The following is a 20,227-nucleotide window of genomic DNA, read 5'->3' as shown; positions in this document are numbered from 1 at the left end:
AAATAAAGGCGCCTAATCGGCGCCACACTCTTATATCTAAAATCTAATGTCTGAAATCTAATTCTTATACTAACTACTACTCAAAACCCTTTTAAACCCAATGTAAACCCAATACATAGCCCAATCAAAGCCGTTCCGAAAGGGCTATGATTGGGCTATGAAAAGGCTTCGATTAAAATTTGGAAGGATTAATTCTGCTTTTAGTCTTCATCTTTTTATTTTCAGATAATTTACTTAGCATTGTTTATGCTTAAACTCAGGAACTCACTTATAGTCTGTATTTTCAGTTTTGTATTCTTTGCGCATGCGCAAGATCAAACAGCGAAATTAGATTCGCTCATTGCGAGCTACTATCCTAATTCAGATGATCCGGGTATTGTTTTGTTAATCAGTGATGTAGGTAAAGGAGCGATTTACAGCAATGCGCAGGGTGTTGCCAAGTTAGATGACAGCAGTTCGTTAAGTTTAACGAGCAATTTTCGGATGGCTTCGGTAAGTAAGCAGTTTACGGCATACGCCATTTATCAGTTGTTTAAGGAAGGGAAGTTGAAACTAACAGACCCCATTGGTAAATTTCTTCCGAGTCTGAAGGGCGCGGCAGCGACAATTAAGATTTCGGAGCTTTTGAACCATACGTCAGGAATTAAGGATTACGAGAATATTATCCCAGAGCAGCAAAAAGAACAATTGTCGGATGCTGACGTGCTGCAATTGGTAAGTCCTTATACAGATGCATTTACCGAAGACAATAGACGTTTTAAGTATAGTAATACCGCTTATTGCTTATTGAGTTTGATTGTGGAGCGCGTGAGCGGACAGGTCTATACTGACTATATGAAAACGCAGGTATTCGATCCATTAGGGATGGTGCATACACAGATATTTGAGCAGGAGGCTAGAATTGCAAATCGAGCATTCGGATATACGCTGCGCGACAAGAACTTTGTCTTCGCAGATCAGAGCATCACGAGTGCCACAAAAGGCGATGGCGGTGTTTATTGCTCTGCCGTAGATTATCAAATATGGGCTACCCATGTGATGCAGTTGGCGATGTCTAACACGGATTATGGAAAGGATTTATTGCGACAAGAGACTGCATCAAACGTTTCTAAGGCTGTCGATTACAGTTTGGGATGGTTTGTCATAGAAAATAATGCAGGTCGAACCTGCTTATTACATTCTGGAGAAAGCACCGGCTTTCACAATATCGTGTTACTGATACCGGAGGAAGGAAAATCGATAAGCCTGTTTACGAATCGAGATGATATGCAGATCAGTTCCTTTTTTGATCAGGTCTTGAAAGTTCTGGATATTCAATTAAAAGGAATGAATGGTAAGGAGGTATTCCGTTGGCTCAGTGATGCTTACGCTGATAAGCATTAAGCCTTAATCGAACTCCTTAACGTTGGCAATCTTAAAGTTTTCCTGATCCTTCACTAAGGTGATTTCGCGATGATAGTCGGTATTATATTGGCAGTCGGAGATCAGCACTTTGTAAGTTGCTTCCTGTTCATTTCCCTTCATATAGTCGCAGGTCGAAAGGGTAATACTTCCCCAATCTTGTCCTGATATCAGAAATCCTGCGCCAATGCCGGCATACTTCGTGTCGAACTTACTGCCCCATTTCTTTTCGAACTCGGCTGCTGTCAAACTTCCATCAACGATTAGATCGACATTCGTCGCGTCGCTCTTATATTCGTAATATTCAGGCGTGGTAATAGCTTCCATATTTTCCCTGCCGTCGTTCGTAAAATTCTTTTCTACATTGGTCTTTAGCCAGGCGCAACCCTCATTTTTCCAAGACGTTGAAGCAGTATCCTGCACATGTGCAATGCTATCTGTTTGTTTATCAGAATTCATTTTGCTATTCGATTGGCAGGCAATGAATAGGAGTGACGCCGGTAGTAAGATCAGTAACCTCATATAGATAGAATTTATAAGCTAAAATAGCGATTTGCTATAGATTGTTTTCTTTTTATGTTTTTCTTATTGTGTTTGTCTTCAAAGGCAATCAACACCTTTCGTTTATCTTGTTGTCTTTTGGAAACGTGAAAGTTATTTTAATGGTATGGCGAAGCTAGTGAACTTTTTGAGGATGCTACTTCCAGCGGATGTGAATTCATAGGTGTCGTTGAAAGCGATTGTTTCCTTTCCATAGCTGAGGGTTCCCATCGCAGATGCAAATTTCCCGTGGGTTATGATCACCTGCAATTCGATTGCGGTGGCCTTTTGATAATTAAGAGTTCCTAAAAATGCGATGATTGCATCTCTGCCAACAATTTCTTTGTCGCCAACCATATTCCAAACGGCATCTTGGTGAACATATTCAGCTATTGCTTCTAAATCGGCATGTGCAAATGCCAAGTTGAAATCTCTTATAATACGTCGCTTAGGCGCATTATCGCAATCTTTAGGAACTGTAATTTTCATGAGTCTATTGTTTTTCTAAAATTTCTTTCAAGTTCGTTAACCCCGATTTAAAGTCATCATTCATATCAAAGAATAATGTCATGACGTTCCAGGGATAAGGCATTGATCCATCAATAACCCAAGAAACTTTGCTTTGATCCTGTCCTGCTTCCTCGACAAGCATATACGATTTATTGGCATCATCTGAGCCGTTAAAGAACAAATCCATGGCTACCTTTTTACCGTCCTCGATATGGGTTATGACTTGTTTTCCATCACCAACCTTTTTGCTTTCCCATGTGTAAATAAATCCGACGGTCCCGTCATTGCCTTCATAAGCCTGCGTGATATTCGGATCTTTTCGCGACCAGGCGTCAAATTTGTGCTGATTCTTAATGTACTTTACATAATCAAACACTTCTTGGCGCGGTTTGTTGATGACGATTTCACTTCCAGCGTGAAAATCTTTCGGTAGGATAAGGCCGAGTACGAGTACCAGCGCTACAATTCCTAGGATGATAAATAGGAAATACTTTAAAAATTTCATAATTAATTGTTTTGGTTTTAGTTTTTGGAGGCGGCCAGAAGGTCTAGCATCTTCTTTACGGTATTTACATTGCGTCCGGTCGCATTTATTTTTAGCTTCTTTTCAAAAAAGTTATTGCTCAGTTTCGCATTCGCTGCACCATCTGGCAGATAGAAATATACAACTTGATCATCGCAATGAAATTCTTCGGGAAGGTATTTTAGCGCATTGATTTCGTCGCGAAGTGATTTTTCGATAGGATCTGCGAGAAATGTTATAAATACTCGATTTCCGGGAAGGTCAGTTGCGAAGGGGCTGCTTTTTAGCGCATTTTTTAGCTGTTCTTCGGTTAAGACAAAGGTAGTAACATCATGGTTGAACTGCTTTTTGATTAAGCTAGCAACTTCTTTTTCCGTCGCTGCAGCGCTTAAAGGACTGTTCAAAATGATGTTACCACTCTGTATATAGGTTTGTACGTTTGTAAACGAAGCATTCGCCAAGACATCCTTCAATTCGGCCATTTTGATCAAGTTTTTCCCCGACACGTTGACTGCACGAAGAAAGATGACGAATGTGTTCATGTTACGTACGCTTTATTGTTTGACAAGCTCGACACGTCTGTTTTTTGCTTTGTTCTCGTCCGAGTCGTTTGCTACCAACGGACGTTCAGCACCATATCCAACCGCTTTCAACCGAGTTTTATCGATTCCGGCTTTCTCTAACGCCGACACGACAGACTTAGCTCTATCTTCAGAAAGCTTTTTGTTGTGTGCCGCATCACCTGTATTGTCGGTGTGCCCCTCAATAGTTAATTTCAGATCTGCTTCTGATTTGAGCACTTTCGCTATTTCGTCAACAACTTCAATCCCGTCGGCTTTTAAGCTTGCCTTATCTGTGTCGAAATTAATATACAAGATCGATTTACCTTTAGCAGCGATATCCTTAGCAATTGATTCGGAACTGATCTTTTGAATGGTCTGTACCAATGGCTTTTCCTGTAAGATCTGGATAGTCGTAGCGTCTGCTGATTTGTCCTCTAGTTGAATGTAAATATCTCCTTCCGCACGACGAATGATGTACGATTTAATGGAGTTGTTATAGACATCCATTGATCCATCTTCACCCTTGTATTTGGCCTTTTCGTCGTAGTGCTTTATTTGATCTGCAGAAAGCTTTCCCTCAAATAGTTTCACTCCTCCGGCTTTTAATATCGCTTCCTCATAGCTTTTGTTGAGGTAATGGTTTGTGATTTCCACTGTGGAGTTCTTTAGTGGATGTATGAATGAACGGTACACTTTCCCTTCTTTGGATTGTAAAGTACCGTCAGGCATAGCGATCAGCAGGGCATCGAAGGCTTTTACTTTCGGGTTGTTGATATACTCACTCCCTTCAGGAGCAGTAAAGAACGGGAAATCCCCAATATCGGCAGTTGATATTTGTATGTTAGTTATATCTAAGCTTTGGGTATTCGCAGTAGTATCAATGATTGTGTCCTGAATAACGATGGTCGTATCGCGATCATTCGTGTTTTCCTGACCTGAATTATTGCATGATGAAACCAATAGTGCGATGGCTAAGCTGGATAGCAAGTGTCTTTTCATAGTTTTAATTAGTGCTGTTGTTGTATAAATATAGCAAAAATTGGAGGAACTGTTCGTTGCTACTGATTTGAGAGAAAATGCTCTATGGTTGTTTTCTTATTTAGGAAGAAAGCGAATCCCAGAAACACTAATGCTGTTGGCTTAAAGTATATGACGGGTTCAGATTTTGGTTCATATCGTCATTGCTACTTTCAATCCTAACTCAAGCAGCCAATTCAAAGGTTCGGTTTATACCTACGGAATTAGTGGTTCACAGCCTCTAAATATCGAAAAGGAAGCAACCGATAAAGTTGTCGATCTTAAATGTGGTTATCTTCCATATTAGTCCAAATAATTATAATTACTTATAAAATTAGAAAGCCCATCAAGCAATACCGCTTGATGGGCTTTATTTTTAATAGTGATATCTTTAATTAGCATTCACTAACTCATCGATTACAATCTTCTTCATCTTCATCAATGCGGCACCTGCACTCGGGTTAGCTTCCAAAAGTTTGCTGATGTTTTCCGGAACGATCTGCCATGATATTCCAAAAGGATCTTTACACCAACCGCATTGGCTTTCTTTCCCATCCTTCGTAAAGGCGTTCCAGTAGTAATCGATCTCTTCCTGATCCTTGCAGGTTATAGTTATTGAAACAGCCTCATTGAACGTGAAGTCTTGCGGGTATCCACTATCCATAGCAGCAAGCGTCAACCCGTTGACAATAAATTGAGCGTGCATAATCTGTCCTCTTACCTCACCATCCGGATAGGGGTGAGCACCCTGTTGTTCGAAGTTTTTGAAGACATTTTTATAAAATGCTAACGCCTCAGCACATTTTCCTTGCTGCTCTCCACAGAACATCAAAGTTGGAATTACCGCCTGCCCATTCACATCTTCTAATTTACCAAGATATAACTGCCAGCCAATGCCGTATTTATCGGTTATCCAGCCGTAATACTCACTCCATGGATAAGAATCAAGCGCCATCAATACAGTGCCCCCCACGCTAAGGCGTCCCCAAATCCGATCAATAGTCTCACGATCCTGTAGAACATGCATAAAGGAAATTGCATTGTTGGGTTTAAAATGCGGTCCACCGTTAATTCCGATGAAGTCGATTCCCATAATGGCGCCTTCAACAACAATAGGGCTATTCTTGTAAACTGTGCTGTTTGGGAAAACTTCTGCGTAATATTCAAAAGCTTCCAACGCGTTATTGTCAAACCAAAGTGAAGGTATTAGCTGATTTTTCATGATCGCACTTTTAATTTTTCTATAAAATTGATTGAGTAGTATGATTTCTTGGAGAACCACGAGGTTTATTGTTTTATTGCTATTTTTCCAATAGGTAGGGAGGAAGTAATCGCTCTTAGGCTTTTTGTCTCAACAAAATAATGTTGCCTACAGGGTCTTTAATCCAATGCGCATTCGGGGGTAATTGTTCCAGACTGTCATCTTTCTCCACATTATTGGCTGAAAGATATTCCATCGCTGCCTGAATTGAATCGGTCTCCATCTCAAACCAAAGATCTTTTTGCGAAAGATTCTCTATTCCATCGATCCAAAGGATCATATCGTTAATTTTTACCTTGCAGGTTTTGGCAACCTGAGGATGGTTAAGTTCGACCTCCTCCACATCTAAAAGCAATATATCCCGGTAAAAATGTACCGTTTCATGATATTTCGCTAAAGACACTTTCATCGCCATATTCTTCCCCGGTTGAAACTGTGGCTGCTGCATCATTTTGTAGATTTAATAAGATTGAAAAATGCGATATCAATCTAAACGATATCGCACTTTTTATGATTTAATAGGTATTAGCCCATTTTCTTATTCCCTTCGAAATGGATCATCCAGTAAATACCGAATTTATCCTCGAAAGAAGAAAATTGCTCCGCAAAGAATGTTTCACCCAATTCCATCTCCATTACTTTAGCGTCTTTGGATAGCGCCTGATGTAGCGTTCTTGCTTCCTCAGCATCTTTTGCATCAAGCATAATATAAGTCGCATTCCCATTGTTAAGTTTCATTCCAAAACCTTCAACTACATCAGATCCCATCAGCATCGTCGTGTCGTTCAAAGCTAATGAAGTATGCATTACTTTTCCTTTTGCGCTTTCCGGAAGTTCCGGCGAACCTGGTTCCGAAGGCATATCGTCATAAAAGTACGTTCCTGTAACAGGAGAACTGAATACCTGCGAATAGAAATCAAACGCTTCTTTGCAGGTACCATCAAAATTTAAATAAGCATGAATCTTTGCCATAATCTTTCTTGTTAAGTGTTGTTAATATGTTTTAATTGATGTTTTTGTTGTTAAGTAGCGATATCTGGGTTCTCATCCAACCAGTCGATTAAATTTTGTTGTCCCATTTCATACCCTTCTTTGAAGCCCATATCTAGTATAGCGTGCAGGTCTTCGGAGCTTTTAAACGTAATAACGTTGGTTACTTCGGTTTGATCTCCCATGGAGGTAAACTTCGTTTCCCAGGTCGATGTAGGGTGTTCATTACTGATATTTCCATTCTCATCAGAGAACGCATCCAATACTTTATAGCTAATCTGTGGAGTAATCTGCTGATATTCGGCGACTGACCACATTTTGTCGCCTTCTGGCCCTACCATGGCATAAAGCCATTTGCCGCCTTCTTCAAACTCCTGCGACTTAGTTTCCGATTTCCATGGCTTAGGGGCCCACCATTGATCGAGTATTTTTGCATCAGTAAATGCGCGCCAAACAGTCTCTAATTTCGCAGGGTAGGTTCGCTTGATAAGCAAAGTGTTGTTAGCCTGATCAATATGGAACTGATAATCTTTTGAATTTTCCATAACATTTTAGTTTACGTGATTTTGAATGCTTTTATTTCAGATTATCTGATGCTCTCCAAGCATTCATTATCGATGTATAATCAATTAACAGAACTAAGTTAGAGAGGAAATATTCAAATCAACTTCGCCTATGACAAGTTTTTACTTTTTCGTACTTCGCATGGCTGGTATCTTCTTAATCGACTCATCGTCAAGTAGTTTTTGGTATTCATCACTTGCCGAATCAATAAGTTTCATTTTTCCTTCTTCATTAAAATAGATGCCCCAACCATAGGTTTTTGCCAATGGGCTCGTGCGTAAGCATGCTTGACCTTTGGAGAAAAAAGCATCCCGTTCTTTCTCACGTTCCGCAGCTACGATATCCTTCCGAATGGCATGCGTATTAAAAATTACCTCATCCGAATCCAAGGCTAATGGCTCAGCATTGATCATCTGAAAATGATAGTTCGCTACGGTAAGTTTGTCTGGATTTTCCTTAGGAATAGTACCTTGATCGACTTTACAGTCCTCCGCTACGGTAATCAGGCTGTTGTAGTAGTTCGTGCTATGCATCATGCTTTGAATAAGTTTATTGTTGATACTCAAATTTAGGAGTGGCTCATGACAACCATATGTCAACAGGAAAACCAGATTTAACTTTTTACTCGCTGGTATTTTTCACTGGTAAACTGAATGGAATCTTTCATCAGGTCTTCTAAGACATCCACGTCTATATTGCTCAGCTTTTTAACGTAAATACAGGCCTTACCCATCTTGTATTTTCCGAAAGATTTCAATAGCTCATCTTGACGTTTGCCACCAGTATAGACATACAAAGAAATGGCTGCTTTTCTCGGGGAAAAGCCTAACAATGGAGCATCTCCCTCATGCCTAGAATCATACTTATAATGATATTGACCAAAGCCAACGATCGTAGGCCCGAACATTTTGGCTTTCTCTCCGGTGGCTTTTTCCATTAGCGAAATCAGCGCATAGCTGTCTTTTCTCTTCTGTTCATTGTCAACACTTTCGATGAAAGACGCTACATCCTCGTCGGTAAAACTTGTCTTAAGAGTTGCCATACTAGCTTCGTTCGCAGATGTCTTTTAAAACTCTCATTGCATTAGGCCACATCGCGCCAAACATTTCCTCATATTCGTTATTGTCCACTTCCAGGGAACATAAAACTTCGGTTTGATTGCCTACGGCTTTAAAACGATAGATTTCTAACGAGTTTTTCCAAGGGTCCACATGTTCACCCTCATAAAGTTCTCCCTGATCTGATAGAATTCCGATATGCCGAATGATTACAATCTCACCCGGTATATTTGTTTCCACGCGAGCAATCATCCCCATATCCTTTTTATCCTCATCCGTTGATACAAAAAATATCTTCGATCCTGAACTCCAATCCCCCTGAAAAGTGGAGGTTGGTGAGAAGGGCTTTGTCCACTCCTCATAGCTCTTCTTAGAGAGCATTAGATTGTGCACCTTACTTGGCGATGCATCAATCGTTTCTTTGAAATATAATGTCTTCATGGTTTATTGCATTCTGCCGATGCCAAAAACGGCACCTGCGGGGTCTTCAACGATAATAAAATTGTACTTGCCGTCTTTTCCTTTATTCGAATGGATTAATTTGCCCCCTAACGCCAGCACCTTTTCTAATCGCTCGTTGACGTCTGGCGCATAGATATACATAATCCATTGCGAAGGGATAGCACTATTTACGCCTCGCTTATAACAAATTCCTCCTGCTACTTCATTGTCTTCTCGAAGCATCGCATAGTCATGGTATTCGCCGTTCTCATCTTGCATTTTTATCGGATGTTCCTTCCATCCAGCAACTTCTTTGTAGAACTCTTTGAGGCTATCTGCATGTTCAGACGTATAGTCCGCCCAAACAATTTGTCCCAGTCTGTATTCACTGTCTTTCATCGAAGTGTCTTTAATAAACTACTTTTCTACGTGATTTTTAAAACTATCCAGGATAGCTTGCCAGCCTTCTCTTTGCATTTCTTCAGGGTTCATATTCTCAGCGTCGAAATCAACACTGATAAGTGTATTATCGCCCTGCTCTGTAAACTTAAGGTCTGCGGTTCGCTCATCCGCCATCACATAGGAGATAGAATTTAAGGGCGTTACTTCGGTATAAGTTCCTTCAAAATCAAATTCGAAGCTGCCATCTTTCGCAGCCATTTTATTCTTGAATTTACCACCAACTCTTAAATCGTTTTCCGAAGATGGACAATGCCAATCCGGCGACGCCTGGTTCCACTGTTTAATGTCGTCAGGATTATTATATGCATCCCAAACTTGTTGAATAGGGGCATTGACCAAGGTTTCGATATGAATCTTTTTGCTGCTCATAATTTTTAGTTTTTGTTTATACGAAGTTATCGCTCTCTGCACGATATCCGCTTGCCCTATGACAAGAATATCATTTGCTATAATCGAGCTTTCATCTTTTTAGTTAGTGCTGCGAATTGCTCTTGCTAAATTGCAAAAAAGCAGGGCAGCTTGTATTACCTAAACGAATATTTTTAGATAATGATTTTGTTAATCATAAATTATTTCTTCATTTGTGTAGGAATACGCATGTCATAAAAAAGCCTAATAATATTACTTTATGGAAAACGCACTAACAGCAAAAGCCTCTATACAAATTCAAAAGCCTGCACACGAAGTCTTTGAAGCAATTGTAAAACCAGAGGGTATGAGTAAATATTTTATTGAAAGTTCGACCGGACCATTAGAAAATGGTAAGACAGTGACCTGGAAATTTCCAGAGTTTGAAGATACCTTTCCGGTAACAGCGAAGCATATCGAAAAGGATAGATATATATCCTTTGATTGGAGTGGCGGTGCGGAAGGTATGTTAGTAGAAATGCATCTTCAATCATTACCCGACGGGTCGACTGTTGTTCGCGTTGTAGAGGGTTCGATGAATAACGATGAAGAAGGAATTAAGCAGGCAATCGGACAATCAGAAGGTTGGGCGAATTTCCTAGCCTGTTTAAAGGCGAGTTTAGAATACGGAATAAACCTTCGTAAAGGTGCTTTCGACTTTATGCGCCCAGAATAATCCGATATCTTATGAGCAAGTCATTTTCAACTATCGAAGAGTATATACAATCAGTAGATGCCGATAAGCAGCCGCTGCTGAATGAATTACGACAGCTAATTTTGAAGCACGCACCTGAGGGGACTACCGAAACGATAAACTACGGTATGCCTACCTTTCGTTATAATGGCAATTTAATCCATTTTGCGCTATTCAAAAACCACTTAGGACTTTACCCAGGCACAGAAGCTATCGAAGAATTTTCCCCATTACTATCCGGCTATAAGACCTCCAAAGGGGCTGTACAACTGCCTCTAGATAAGCCATTACCCAATGATTTAATCAAAGTGATGGTAGATTTTAATGCAGAAAAACTGAAAGACAAAACTGCGCCGAATTGGCACAAGAACTACGAGCGGTGGGGAGAATGTATTGAATTAATGCATCAATTGATCGTGAAGACTACGGAACCTTTGCAAAAAGAATTTAAATGGGGAACCGATATCTACACCTTCCAAAAGAAAAATCTGATTGGTTGGGGCGGGTTCAAAGACTTTTTCTCCCTTTGGTTCTACAATGGTGTTTTCTTGGAGGACAAAGAAAAAGTATTGATCAATGCCTCTGAAGGTAAAACCAAGGCGCTCCGACAGTGGCGATTTACCGATGTGAAGGATATGGATGAGAAAAAAATCCTCGCTTATATCAACGAATCCATACAAACCATCAAAGACGGAAAAGAGATCAAGGCAGAGAAAAGCACTCCAAAAGCAATTGAAGGTCTATTAAAAGAAGCTTTGGAAAGCGACTCAGCTTTTGACCTAGCTTTCAAAAAGCTGACAACCGGCAAACAAAAGGAATACATCGAACATATCGATGAAGCCAAGCAAGAGAAAACCAAACTTGCTCGATTAGAAAAAATAAAACCCCTCATATTGGACGGAAAAGGCCTACACGACAAGTACAAAAAGTAGAGGGACTGACTGGGATTTGAAACAGGAAGGGGAGGATGAAAGGGTATTTTGTTTTGAACCAGGAAAGGAAGGATTTAAGGATTGGCGGGATCATTTTGAACAGGATAGGAAAGGGTTAAGGATCGACGTGTTGTCTTTGAACCAGGAAAGGAAGGATTTAAGGATTGGCGGGATCTTCCGCTATGGGTCTAAGTACTAAATACTTACTACTAACTACTATTTCTGAACCAGGAAAGGAAGGATGCAAGGATGGGCAGGATCCTGTTTCTCCTAAAATCCTTTTTTTCCTGGTTCAAGACGCCCGTTCAACATCTTAAGTCTTTTATCTTATGGCTAATTTCTGCCTCGAGTGGAACCTAGAGCAACTTCTACTATTACAATAATCACATCCCTTTCATAACCAAATCATAGCCCATCGGAAGCGGCTTTGATACGGTTATTAAAGGGGAGTGAAAGGGTTATGAAAGGGCTTTAAGCAAAAGAAGGTCAGTCGCGCTACTAACGAAAATATACCCGATCCTGCCAATCCTTGTATCCTTCCTTTCCTGGTTCAAGACAAATGTCCTTAACTCCCTTCTTTCAATACAAAACATCCTGCCAATTTAAACGCTTCTTTCCAACTCAAAACATCCTGCCAATCCTTGTATCCTTCCTTTCCTGGTTCAAGACAAATGTCCTTAACTCCCTTCTTTCAATACAAAACATCCTGCCAATTTAAACGCTTTTTTCCAACTCAAAACATCCTGCCGATCCTTGTATCCTTCCTTTCCTGGTTCAAATCACTATTCAATAGCGCCAACAAAAAATGTTTCAAACTGTTGTTTATATAGACAGTTCAAGATTTTTATGCAAAGAAGAACATTTATTCAACAGGGTAGTTTGCTAGCGATGTCGTTGGCGACTATGGGCAGAGCGAGTGCCTTTGCTGATATCTATGAACAAAATCAACATAATCAAAAAGAAAAGTTCATGGGAAAATTCAGACCGAAAGATAAGATTGGAATGGGCGGTGTCGCTATTGGCAATGGGTTTCAGGAGAATCCAGATATTGAATGTTTGGAAAGTATGAGCGCAGCATGGGATGCTGGTGTTCGCTATTTCGATACATCACCATGGTATGGCTTGGGAATCAGCGAGCGCAGGATGGGTATGTTCTTAAAAGACAAGCCTAAGGAAGATTATATCGTCTCGACTAAGATAGGGCGGATATTAAAACCCCATGATAACTTTAAACAAGAGGGGTTGATGTGGAATGGCCGTATGAATTTTGATTATACCTACGATTATTCGGCAGAAGGCACCCGTAAAAGTGTTGAGGATAGCCTGCAGAGGTTAGGCCTTCCTGCCATCGATATTGTATTCATACATGACTTATCTCCCGACAATGCGGATATGGGTGATGATTGGGTAAAATATTATGACATCGCGAAGGAGGGAGCAATGAGAGAACTGACCAAAATGCGAGAGGAGGGGCTGATAAAAGCTTGGGGATTCGGTGTTAATACTATCGAGCCCATACTTCGGGCCATCGACGATTCGGACCCGGATATTTTTCTCTCGGCATGCCAATATTCTTTGATCCATCATATCGACGATTTGGATAAGGTTTTTCCGAAGGTAGCCGAACGAAATATGTCCATTGTCGTTGGAGCTCCTTTGTGTGCAGGATTTTTAGCAGGGAAAAACCGCTACCTCTATGGCAAAGAGATTCCGGAGTTTGCTGCGAAAAAATTAGAACGATTGAAAACCGTTGCTCAACGCCATGAGGTAGATCTATTAGCGGCTTCGCTGCAATTTTCCGCCGCTCCGGATGTGGTTTCTGCGGTAATCCCTGGAGCACATACGGTAGAGCAAGTTCAGGAGAATGTGGCTGCTTTTAAGAAGGAGATCCCTAAAGCATTCTGGGATGACCTGAAAAAAGAAAATCTTATTGCTGCGCATGCTCCGGTTCCAAAAGCGTAACTTAGGATTATGAACCAAACAGAACGAATCGGATTTATTGGATTAGGAAACATGGGCCATCCCATGGCTAAGAACCTAGAAAATGCAGGGTTCCCATTATCAGTTTATAACAGGAGCCCAGAGAAAGCAGCCGACTTTGCTGCTAAATCGCAGGTATGCACAGATATCCCGCGACTCGTGTCAGAAAGTGATATTATTTTCACGATGCTGAGCAATGATGATGCGGTGCATGCGGTTTATGAAACGGTATTACAACTGCCTATTGAAGGGAAGCTTTTTGTCGATATGAGTACCATCTCTCAGGAATGCTCGACGGAGGTTGCGAAATTGCTTGCTGGCAGCGGAGCAGGCTTTGTTGATGCGCCGGTAGCGGGCAGTACTCAACCGGCGAAAGATGGAACATTGATATTTATGGTGGGTAGTGCCAACGGATATCTATTGAAGGTGAAACCATACCTAGACGTCATGGGCAGAGAAACGCTCCACCTAGGCGATAATGGGAAAGGTATTGCAGCTAAGCTTTGCATCAACTATTATCTATCGATTTTGTATCAGGGTATGGCAGAAACCGTGCTTTTTGCAGAGAAGATGGGAATTGCAGCGGACGACATGATGCGAATAATAAATGAAAGTGCGAGCGGGAGTGGTGCCAGCCGAGTTAAAACACCATTGCTGGTAAACAATGAATTTCCGGCGGCATTCGCCTTAGACTTTATGTTGAAGGACGTGAAATTAGCGGTCAATGCGGGCGCAGACTATCCGATGACCGATACCCTAATGAAAACATATCAAGGAGCGCATGATAAAGGTTTTGGGGAACAGGATGTCATGGCGGTAATCGAGTATTTGCGGAAACAGAATAATTAAGGAAAAGATCTAAAGCTAATAAAGCATGCGATATATAGGCTATTGTTTGACATTAATATGCTGCCTGAACTTCACGTGGCTTGCTGCTCAAGAGCATCGAAAGGTATTGGATATCCGATTGAGCAACTATGAATATCCCTATCCGGTTAAAGAGTTGTTGATCTCTTCGCAACAGCAGGAACTCCCAATGGCTTACATGGATGTGCCGCCAGAGGGAAACTCCAAAGGTAAAATTGTAGTACTTCTACACGGGAAGAACTTTAATGCTGCTTACTGGAAGACAACGATTAAAGCTTTGACCGAGGATGGATACCGCGTAATTGCTCCCGATCAAATCGGTTTCGGAAAGTCTGCAAAGCCTGAACGTTATCAATTTACTTTTCAACAGCTCGCAGAAAATACGAAGGCCTTGCTGGATCATCTTAAAATAGAAAAAGTATCCCTTTTAGGACATTCGATGGGTGGAATGCTGGCTACTCGATTCGCGTTAATGTATCCTGATTTGGTGGAAAAGCTCATCTTGGAAAACCCAATCGGCCTAGAAGATTGGAAACTTTATGCACCATATACGTCAATTGACAAGCATTATGCGGCAGAACTTAAGGTGACTTATGAAACTGTTAAAGATTATCAGCTAGGTTTTTACTACGATAATAAATGGAAAGAGAGCTACGATGAATGGGTTTACTTATTGACGGGCTGGGTAAAGCATCCCGACTATCCTCGCGTTGCCTATAATAATGCACAAACGGCTGATATGATCTTTACACAACCTGTTGTTTATGAATTTGATCGGTTAGAGGTTCCAACTTTATTGATCATCGGGACGCGAGATAGAACTGCTATTGGGAAAAACTTAGTTAAAGATGAAAAAATAAAAGCTTCCCTAGGGCAATATCAAATCTTAGGCAAAATGACACAATCGAAAATAAAAGGATCCGTACTTGTGGAATTGAAAAATGTAGGGCACTTACCGCACATCGAAGTCTTCGATCGGTTTATTGAGCCGTTAAAAATGTTTCTAAAAAAGTAGTAATGAATTAAATACGCTAAAAACAGTATATATGAAGTACGCAACGATATTATGTTTATTCGGCATGCTAAGCAGCATGGGCGGAAATGCGCAGGAACTGAAATCCGTGGATTACAAAGATGGCGAACAGAAGCTGAAGGGGATGGTTACTTCCAACGCAGGCAGTACGAAACCTGGAGTACTGATCCTACCCGCTTGGAAGGGCATCGACCAGGAAGCGAAGACAGCGGCGCTTGACTTGGAAAAGCAGGGCTATATAGCCTTTATTGCCGATATATATGGAGTAGGGAATACACCTGCGGACAATCAGGCGGCGTCGGGTTTATCATCAAAGTACAAAAATGATTTTAAGCTTTACCAAAGTCGCATTCAAGCAGCACTGACGGAAATGAAGAAGCAAGGAGCCGACAAGATAGCCGTTATTGGTTATTGTTTTGGTGGTACGGGTGCATTGGAAGCTGCACGAGGGGGACTGCCGGTAGAAGGCGTGGTCTGCATACATGGTGGGCTAGCGAAAGCCGCGGATCGACCTAATGAAGCGATAAAGGCCAAAGTACTTGTAGAACATCCTGCAGATGATGCAAGTGTTAAAAAAGAGGACATTGAACAGCTCGTAAATGAAATGAACGAGGGGAAAGCAGATTGGCAAATCATTACTTACGCCAATTCAAAGCATACCTTCACAAATCCAGAGTCTCCAGATTATAACGAGATTATGGCAAAAAGAGCGTGGAACCATACCCTGTTATTTTTGCAGGAGTTGTTAAAGTAATCATTTCAATAAAATTATCTTCCTTTTGGTTTAAGCTCCTTCTTTATCAAGATATACCAAAAGGAAGTTCCTAACCAACTGTAAAATAACAACCAGTCGCAGGTTAGCTCAAGATTATACTTCTTTGAAATAATAAGACAGAAGATGAAGAAAAGCCAAAATAATACACAAAGGAATAGGAGTATCTTCATAATATATTGATTTGTAGTGTAATACGGTAAGTTAATTTAAAGGTAAATAATAAATCATAAAAGTGAAAATTATATTTAAATAATTTTCATTCTCTTTTTGTTTTAATTTATTGTAAACCAATTTACATTTGTCACTTTAAATTGTGATGTAATTCATGTTAATTCTTTGTATAGTCATTAGTGCTTCATGAAATAATCTCTATATTGTTCAAAAATTAATCTATTGTTTGAAATCTTCCTAAAAGCAGTACCTCATGGATACTAGAAGAGACTTTTTAAGAAAAGCTTCCTTATTAGCTGGCGCAACAGCTGCGACACAGTTTATGCCTGATTCTATTCAACGCGCTTTGGCGATTGATGCGCCTGCGGGTTCAACATATCTAGATGCCGAGCACGTCGTTTTCTTGATGCAAGAAAACCGTTCTTTCGACCATAGCTACGGAACACTAAAGGGTGTTCGTGGATTTAACGATCCACGTACTATTACCAATCAGGGTTTACCGATATGGCTTCAAAAAAATGCACAGGGAAAATATTACACGCCGTTTCATTTGGACATCGAAAAGACCAAATCTACATGGATGGGTTCCCTTCCGCATGGTTGGCGCGATATGGTCTACGCTCGAAACAATGGGAAGATGAATACCTGGTTGGAGGCAAAAAAGGCGGGTAATCCGAATTATCAGCATATGCCATTGACCTTGGGGTATTACAATCGTCAGGATTTGCCGTTTTACTATGCTTTTGCGGATGCATTTACGGTTTGCGATCAGCATTTCTGTTCTTCTTTGACCGGTACTAGCGCTAATCGCTCGTATTTTTGGTCTGGCACAGTACGCGAGGAGCCTCGCAATCCAGAGTCAACGGCACATGTGGACAACGGACAAATCAACTATCGCGATGTATCTTGGAAGACGTATCCTGAACGCTTGCAAGAGGCTGGGATCGATTGGCGTGTTTATCAGAATGAGCTTAGTGTCCCTGTAGGATTTGAGGGCGAAGAGGAAGATTGGCTAGCCAATTTTACAGACAATAACTTGGAATTCCATAAGCAATACCAGGTGAAGTTCCATCCGGCATATTATGAGTATATAAAGAAAGAGATTCCTAAAATCGAACATCAAGTGATGACGAGCCGCTTTGCGAGCGAGGAGGCTTACAAAAAAGTGGTGAATCGATTAGAAGGCTATAAAAGAGATGTAGAGCGCTATTCTCCAGCCAATTTTGCAAAGTTGACTAAACAGGAACAGGAGATTCATAAGCGCGCTTTCACCACGAATACGAGCGATCCAGACTATCATAGCTTAGCAGATATTACGTATTCGGACAGTGGAACGGAAAGGACTGTGAAAGTCCCTAAAGGAGATCTATTCTATCAATTCCGCAAAGACGTGGAAGAGAACAAACTACCTACGGTCTCCTGGCTCGTGGCACCATGTCGTTTTTCGGATCATCCGGGCTCGCCATGGTTTGGCGCATGGTATGTTTCTGAGACCTTGGATATCTTGACTAAAAATCCTGAGGTATGGAAAAAAACAATATTCATCTTGACGTATGATGAAAATGATGGTTATTTCGACCATATACCACCATTTGTTCCTGCCTTACATACACGACCGGAAACGGGTGCTGTGCCTAAAGGAATGGAAACGGCAGATGAATTCGTCACGAATGAACAAGAGAAGAAAAGATCAGGGAATAACGAAAGTACACTTGATTCACCAATCGGATTAGGTTTCCGAGTGCCCTTAGTGATTGCTTCTCCATGGAGCAAAGGCGGTTGGGTGAATTCTGAAGTATGCGACCATACCTCGACTTTACAATTCTTAGAACATTTTATTCAGAAGAAGACCGGTAAGAAGGTTTTGGAATCGAATATCAGCGCGTGGCGACGCTTGGTCTGTGGCGATTTGACTTCAGTCTTCCGCAAACCGGAAGATTCGAATCGTCCTACCATCGATTTTGTTGATCGCGATGCGGAAGTTAGCCGAATCTATAAGGCACAGGCGAAGGGCTTGCCGGAAGATTTCGATGTACTGGACAGCCTAGAAGACGCGAAAGCCATTTCCTTCAAAAAGGGAAATAATGGTTTGCAGTTAGCTGAACCTGGAACCAAACAGGCTTGTGCTATTCCGTACGACATAGATGTGAACTTCGCTGTGGATAAGGCTAATCAAATATTTACACTAATCTTTCAAGTGGCTGGTCAGTTGCCTGCGCATAAGGTTGTTGGTGTTCCATTTTTTGCGAAATCGGCAGTGCCTTTTGGGGAGCGATCCGAACTTGATCGAGTATTCAATTTTGCGGTCAAACCGAATGAGTCGATTCATTATAAGTGGTCTTTTGATAAGTTTGTGGGTGATAAAATTGATATAGAAGTCTATGGGCCAAACGGCTTTTATCGCCGTTTCGCATTTAGCAAAAAGAATATACCTTCTGCAGTGACTGTAATTGCTGCGGATCATATGCGCGGACTGCAATTAAAGACTAGCCCCTCAGCTATAGGTTTGTCTATTGAACATATTGCGTATGGACATGCTTCGAGACAAGTTACCAAAGGAAAAACTTCAGGGCATACTTGGAATCTTGCACGTTCTTCCGGCTGGTATCACATGGAAGTGACGAGCAAAGAGGATGGACAGCTTTTATTGATCTATGCTGGCCACCAGGAAAATGGAAAGCCAAGCATGACCGATCCGGTTATGGGAGCTAAATAAGTATAGGATTTAACGAACAAATAAATAAACAGAGCCCTCTAATCAAAAGGGCTCTGTTATTATAGTCTTTTTCTATGTAAAGGCTTCTCTCTAATCCGTTTTTTTGAAATAAGTCGGTACGGTCAATTTATTCGCTATGATCTTAGGTAGGCTTCTTGAAAATAAACTTCGGAAAAAGCTCTTACGAGTGTAAGAGACGAGTAGCACATCTATATTTTCATCTTCAACCAATCGTTCAACTGCATATGTGATCGGCTCCCTGACGTCCAGGCGGTTGACCATCTCGTAGTCATGATAAGTTACTTCATCGCTTCCCAATTCTTTCATCACCTTCTTTTGCCAGAAAAGCACATCCTCGGAGCTTGGTTTTTTCGCTGCCTCGTTGACATGTAGCAACGATATTTTCAGACTTAGACCAGTTCGTGCTACAAACTCGCTCAATATTTCTATATCATGATCCTTGAAGTTTGTTAATACGCCTATTTTTTCAAACTTAAAGTCTCCAAAGTTTTCCGGTACGGCGAGCACCCCAATCGGAGAATGGCGGATGAGCTCGTAGGTATTGCTGCCAATGGCGACATTGACCAAACCGCTAGCACCTTTGGTACCCATTACGATAAACTTTACCGGATTTTCATCAATTAGATTTAGAATAATATCATTCAGGTTGCCTTCCATACAGGCTGCTGTGCTATCAATACTTGGATAGGCCGTTTTAAAACGATTGTAGAAGATTTCCATGTCGTCCTCAGCGGCATTCGTATTATGTCGACTAACTTCATCTTTAAACTCTTGCGTGGCAAGCAATCGCGAGAATGTTTGATAGACGTGGAGTATCTGAACACTCCAATCATATTTCTTTGCTAATTCTGCAGCGTACTGGGCAGCAACCCATGCGTTCTCTGAAAAATCGGTAGGGACGAGCAAGGCATGTTTCATGATGAGGAAATTAAAAAGGTTATTAACCAAATATACCCAAAACGTTGTCGGGAAGCAAATAAACAGAATCGGAAATGTCGTGATATTGCCACTTAAAATGCATTCCTGTTAAAAATTGTTAAGGTGAAGGTTTAAAAATACGATAGGATAGATAGATCCGTTATTATTGTAGCAAAAGCGCACAGCGTAGAGTAAAAAGAGTAAATAATTTCATAATTAGGTTAATAATTGGTTTGTTAAAAATCCTGAGGCCCCCAACCTCAGGATTTTTTTATGTGCGAAGATTATATCAAATATGCTATTATAACATACGTCTAAAATCTAACGTCTCATGTCTAATATCTAATGTCTAAAATCCACAAGCCGCCATAGGTCTAACTAC

General features: G+C 40.9%; 23 protein-coding genes. 8 read left to right on the top strand and 15 right to left on the bottom strand.

Features of this window, described 5'->3' with window-relative positions; translation table 11 throughout:
- Window positions 1-246: 246 nt before the first annotated feature.
- Window positions 247-1,383 (top strand): serine hydrolase domain-containing protein, encoded by a 1,137-nt coding sequence (locus B2400_RS03360; protein WP_293930785.1) that lies wholly within the window; start codon window positions 247-249, stop codon window positions 1,381-1,383.
- 3 nt (window positions 1,384-1,386) lie between these two features.
- Here the strand turns inward: B2400_RS03360 and B2400_RS03355 are convergent, their stop codons facing one another.
- The 14 genes from B2400_RS03355 to B2400_RS03290 form a co-directional block, all read right to left on the bottom strand.
- Entirely contained in the window at window positions 1,387-1,923 is a 537-nt protein-coding gene (locus B2400_RS03355; protein WP_293930782.1) for a hypothetical protein, read from the bottom strand.
- 132 nt (window positions 1,924-2,055) lie between these two features.
- A complete protein-coding gene (locus tag B2400_RS03350) occupies window positions 2,056-2,430 on the bottom strand; it encodes a nuclear transport factor 2 family protein (protein WP_293930779.1) in 375 nt (124 codons plus the stop codon).
- Window positions 2,431-2,434: 4 nt separating this feature from the next.
- A complete protein-coding gene (locus tag B2400_RS03345; RefSeq protein ID WP_293930776.1) occupies window positions 2,435-2,956 on the bottom strand; it encodes an SRPBCC family protein in 522 nt (173 codons plus the stop codon).
- A gap of 17 nt (window positions 2,957-2,973) precedes the next feature.
- On the bottom strand, window positions 2,974-3,516 hold the full coding sequence (locus B2400_RS03340) for a DUF1697 domain-containing protein (RefSeq protein WP_293930773.1): 543 nt from the start codon (window positions 3,514-3,516) through the stop codon (window positions 2,974-2,976).
- A 12-nt stretch (window positions 3,517-3,528) separates the two neighbouring features.
- Window positions 3,529-4,536: an OmpA family protein gene (locus tag B2400_RS03335; RefSeq protein ID WP_293930771.1), complete on the bottom strand. Its 1,008-nt coding sequence runs from the start codon at window positions 4,534-4,536 to the stop codon at window positions 3,529-3,531.
- Window positions 4,537-4,945: 409 nt separating this feature from the next.
- Window positions 4,946-5,776, bottom strand: coding sequence for a VOC family protein (locus tag B2400_RS03330; protein ID WP_293930768.1), 831 nt, complete (start codon window positions 5,774-5,776; stop codon window positions 4,946-4,948).
- Window positions 5,777-5,891: 115 nt separating this feature from the next.
- On the bottom strand, window positions 5,892-6,266 hold the full coding sequence (locus B2400_RS03325) for a glyoxalase (protein ID WP_293930765.1): 375 nt from the start codon (window positions 6,264-6,266) through the stop codon (window positions 5,892-5,894).
- A 74-nt stretch (window positions 6,267-6,340) separates the two neighbouring features.
- On the bottom strand, window positions 6,341-6,787 hold the full coding sequence (locus B2400_RS03320) for a VOC family protein (RefSeq protein WP_149526350.1): 447 nt from the start codon (window positions 6,785-6,787) through the stop codon (window positions 6,341-6,343).
- Between the two features lie 50 nt (window positions 6,788-6,837).
- Entirely contained in the window at window positions 6,838-7,350 is a 513-nt protein-coding gene (locus tag B2400_RS03315) for an SRPBCC family protein (protein WP_149526349.1), read from the bottom strand.
- 141 nt (window positions 7,351-7,491) lie between these two features.
- Complete coding sequence (locus B2400_RS03310; RefSeq protein WP_293930757.1) at window positions 7,492-7,905, bottom strand: DUF6157 family protein; 414 nt, start codon at window positions 7,903-7,905, stop codon at window positions 7,492-7,494.
- A gap of 77 nt (window positions 7,906-7,982) precedes the next feature.
- Window positions 7,983-8,411 carry a DUF1801 domain-containing protein gene (locus B2400_RS03305; RefSeq protein WP_293930754.1) on the bottom strand — a complete coding sequence of 143 codons (429 nt, stop codon included), beginning with the start codon at window positions 8,409-8,411 and terminating at the stop codon, window positions 7,983-7,985.
- A gap of 1 nt (window position 8,412) precedes the next feature.
- Window positions 8,413-8,868: an SRPBCC family protein gene (locus B2400_RS03300; RefSeq protein ID WP_293930751.1), complete on the bottom strand. Its 456-nt coding sequence runs from the start codon at window positions 8,866-8,868 to the stop codon at window positions 8,413-8,415.
- 3 nt (window positions 8,869-8,871) lie between these two features.
- Window positions 8,872-9,267, bottom strand: a complete 396-nt coding sequence (locus B2400_RS03295) for a VOC family protein (RefSeq protein WP_293930748.1) — start codon at window positions 9,265-9,267, stop codon at window positions 8,872-8,874.
- Between the two features lie 18 nt (window positions 9,268-9,285).
- Window positions 9,286-9,699, bottom strand: a complete 414-nt coding sequence (locus B2400_RS03290) for an SRPBCC family protein (protein WP_149526344.1) — start codon at window positions 9,697-9,699, stop codon at window positions 9,286-9,288.
- 259 nt (window positions 9,700-9,958) lie between these two features.
- Here B2400_RS03290 and B2400_RS03285 point away from each other — a divergent pair, with 259 nt between their 5' ends.
- From B2400_RS03285 to B2400_RS03255, 7 genes are all read left to right on the top strand, one after another.
- Entirely contained in the window at window positions 9,959-10,414 is a 456-nt protein-coding gene (locus B2400_RS03285; RefSeq protein WP_149526343.1) for an SRPBCC domain-containing protein, read from the top strand.
- Window positions 10,415-10,425: 11 nt separating this feature from the next.
- A complete protein-coding gene (locus B2400_RS03280) occupies window positions 10,426-11,364 on the top strand; it encodes a DUF1801 domain-containing protein (protein ID WP_293930741.1) in 939 nt (312 codons plus the stop codon).
- Window positions 11,365-12,210: 846 nt separating this feature from the next.
- Window positions 12,211-13,326 (top strand): aldo/keto reductase, encoded by a 1,116-nt coding sequence (locus B2400_RS03275; protein WP_293930738.1) that lies wholly within the window; start codon window positions 12,211-12,213, stop codon window positions 13,324-13,326.
- A gap of 9 nt (window positions 13,327-13,335) precedes the next feature.
- Window positions 13,336-14,193 (top strand): NAD(P)-dependent oxidoreductase, encoded by an 858-nt coding sequence (locus B2400_RS03270; protein WP_293930735.1) that lies wholly within the window; start codon window positions 13,336-13,338, stop codon window positions 14,191-14,193.
- Window positions 14,194-14,218: 25 nt separating this feature from the next.
- Window positions 14,219-15,226: an alpha/beta fold hydrolase gene (locus B2400_RS03265; protein WP_286650605.1), complete on the top strand. Its 1,008-nt coding sequence runs from the start codon at window positions 14,219-14,221 to the stop codon at window positions 15,224-15,226.
- A 31-nt stretch (window positions 15,227-15,257) separates the two neighbouring features.
- On the top strand, window positions 15,258-15,998 hold the full coding sequence (locus B2400_RS03260) for a dienelactone hydrolase family protein (protein ID WP_293930731.1): 741 nt from the start codon (window positions 15,258-15,260) through the stop codon (window positions 15,996-15,998).
- Window positions 15,999-16,443: 445 nt separating this feature from the next.
- On the top strand, window positions 16,444-18,906 hold the full coding sequence (locus tag B2400_RS03255; protein WP_293930728.1) for a phosphocholine-specific phospholipase C: 2,463 nt from the start codon (window positions 16,444-16,446) through the stop codon (window positions 18,904-18,906).
- Between the two features lie 90 nt (window positions 18,907-18,996).
- Here B2400_RS03255 and B2400_RS03250 read toward each other — a convergent pair whose 3' ends face one another.
- A complete protein-coding gene (locus B2400_RS03250) occupies window positions 18,997-19,845 on the bottom strand; it encodes a universal stress protein (RefSeq protein ID WP_293930725.1) in 849 nt (282 codons plus the stop codon).
- Window positions 19,846-20,227 lie beyond the last annotated feature (382 nt).

The organism is Sphingobacterium sp. UBA6645, from assembly GCF_002455685.1.
Classification (GTDB): domain Bacteria; phylum Bacteroidota; class Bacteroidia; order Sphingobacteriales; family Sphingobacteriaceae; genus Sphingobacterium; species Sphingobacterium hotanense.
This window is presented reverse-complemented; position numbering and strand designations above follow the sequence as displayed.

Bases quoted from the DNA above. Each gene is read 5' to 3' on its own strand.
- B2400_RS03325 (WP_293930765.1), bottom strand. From the start codon at position 6,266: ATGATGCAGCAGCCACAGTTTCAACCGGGGAAGAATATGGCGATGAAA.
- B2400_RS03350 (WP_293930779.1), bottom strand. From the start codon at position 2,430: ATGAAAATTACAGTTCCTAAAGATTGCGATAATGCGCCTAAGCGACGT.
- B2400_RS03270 (WP_293930735.1), top strand. From the start codon at position 13,336: ATGAACCAAACAGAACGAATCGGATTTATTGGATTAGGAAACATGGGC.
- B2400_RS03300 (WP_293930751.1), bottom strand. From the start codon at position 8,868: ATGAAGACATTATATTTCAAAGAAACGATTGATGCATCGCCAAGTAAG.
- B2400_RS03250 (WP_293930725.1), bottom strand. From the start codon at position 19,845: ATGAAACATGCCTTGCTCGTCCCTACCGATTTTTCAGAGAACGCATGG.
- B2400_RS03355 (WP_293930782.1), bottom strand. From the start codon at position 1,923: ATGAGGTTACTGATCTTACTACCGGCGTCACTCCTATTCATTGCCTGC.
- B2400_RS03295 (WP_293930748.1), bottom strand. From the start codon at position 9,267: ATGAAAGACAGTGAATACAGACTGGGACAAATTGTTTGGGCGGACTAT.
- B2400_RS03290 (WP_149526344.1), bottom strand. From the start codon at position 9,699: ATGAGCAGCAAAAAGATTCATATCGAAACCTTGGTCAATGCCCCTATT.
- B2400_RS03305 (WP_293930754.1), bottom strand. From the start codon at position 8,411: ATGGCAACTCTTAAGACAAGTTTTACCGACGAGGATGTAGCGTCTTTC.
- B2400_RS03260 (WP_293930731.1), top strand. From the start codon at position 15,258: ATGAAGTACGCAACGATATTATGTTTATTCGGCATGCTAAGCAGCATG.
- B2400_RS03265 (WP_286650605.1), top strand. From the start codon at position 14,219: ATGCGATATATAGGCTATTGTTTGACATTAATATGCTGCCTGAACTTC.
- B2400_RS03330 (WP_293930768.1), bottom strand. From the start codon at position 5,776: ATGAAAAATCAGCTAATACCTTCACTTTGGTTTGACAATAACGCGTTG.
- B2400_RS03315 (WP_149526349.1), bottom strand. From the start codon at position 7,350: ATGGAAAATTCAAAAGATTATCAGTTCCATATTGATCAGGCTAACAAC.
- B2400_RS03275 (WP_293930738.1), top strand. From the start codon at position 12,211: ATGCAAAGAAGAACATTTATTCAACAGGGTAGTTTGCTAGCGATGTCG.
- B2400_RS03310 (WP_293930757.1), bottom strand. From the start codon at position 7,905: ATGATGCATAGCACGAACTACTACAACAGCCTGATTACCGTAGCGGAG.
- B2400_RS03335 (WP_293930771.1), bottom strand. From the start codon at position 4,536: ATGAAAAGACACTTGCTATCCAGCTTAGCCATCGCACTATTGGTTTCA.
- B2400_RS03285 (WP_149526343.1), top strand. From the start codon at position 9,959: ATGGAAAACGCACTAACAGCAAAAGCCTCTATACAAATTCAAAAGCCT.
- B2400_RS03360 (WP_293930785.1), top strand. From the start codon at position 247: ATGCTTAAACTCAGGAACTCACTTATAGTCTGTATTTTCAGTTTTGTA.
- B2400_RS03345 (WP_293930776.1), bottom strand. From the start codon at position 2,956: ATGAAATTTTTAAAGTATTTCCTATTTATCATCCTAGGAATTGTAGCG.
- B2400_RS03340 (WP_293930773.1), bottom strand. From the start codon at position 3,516: ATGAACACATTCGTCATCTTTCTTCGTGCAGTCAACGTGTCGGGGAAA.
- B2400_RS03280 (WP_293930741.1), top strand. From the start codon at position 10,426: ATGAGCAAGTCATTTTCAACTATCGAAGAGTATATACAATCAGTAGAT.
- B2400_RS03255 (WP_293930728.1), top strand. From the start codon at position 16,444: ATGGATACTAGAAGAGACTTTTTAAGAAAAGCTTCCTTATTAGCTGGC.
- B2400_RS03320 (WP_149526350.1), bottom strand. From the start codon at position 6,787: ATGGCAAAGATTCATGCTTATTTAAATTTTGATGGTACCTGCAAAGAA.